Origin of the sequence: Sutterella massiliensis (genome assembly GCF_016899755.1) — a bacterium.
Taxonomy (GTDB): domain Bacteria; phylum Pseudomonadota; class Gammaproteobacteria; order Burkholderiales; family Burkholderiaceae_F; genus Sutterella; species Sutterella massiliensis.
Map to the genome: position 1 here is coordinate 1 of NZ_JACJJC010000188.1, position 695 is coordinate 695.

General features: G+C 58.6%; 1 protein-coding gene. It reads right to left on the reverse strand.

Going from position 1 to position 695, the window contains the following annotated elements; genetic code table 11:
- Positions 1 to 193: 193 nt before the first annotated feature.
- Positions 194 to 695, reverse strand: a 502-nt coding sequence (locus tag H6A60_RS12085) for an aminotransferase class I/II-fold pyridoxal phosphate-dependent enzyme (protein ID WP_205104968.1), incomplete at its 5' end; no start/stop codon positions are given.

Genomic DNA, 695 nt, shown 5'->3' on the forward strand with positions numbered 1-695 from the left:
TATGTACACGGACTCCGACTTCAATCTCTACACGGGTGTGACGAAATACTTTTAATCAAAGTTGATGTAAGCGTGCTCGATGAAAAGCGCGGCGCCACTCTTCACGAAGGGCGCCGCGCTTTTTATTCTCGGCATGCAGCGGATTCCAGCGGACGACTCCCCGTGCTTAGGGAAGCGTTTCGAACAATGAAATCTATGTTGCGCCTTTCCCGTGCGTCATCGCCTCAACATCCGCCTTGGCTTTCGGGAGCTCCTCGCAAACCATGTCAATCGCTTCATGCACGTGCTTGAGCTCGTGCGCAGCCGAAAGGAAGAAACGCAAGCGTGCCGCACCTTCTTCGACCACCGGATAGATGATCGGAAGCACGTTGACGTGACGCTCGAAGAGACGCGTGGCGAGCTTCCCGGCCAGGAGGGAGCTTCCGAGCATGATCGGCACGACGGCGTAGCCCTCGGCCGCACCGGTGTCAAGCCCCTTTTCCTTGGCGTAGCGCACGAACTCGTGACTCACGGCCTGAAGCTTCGCGACGCGTTCGGGCTCGGCGAGCATCATTTCCAACGCGCGCTTCGCGGCTGCGGCGAGAACAGGCGACATGCCGACGCTGTAGACAAAACCGGGCGACGTGAACTTCAGAAGTTCAACCACGGCCTTCGAACCGGCAATGTAGCCGCCGCACGTACAGCAGGTCTTCGAG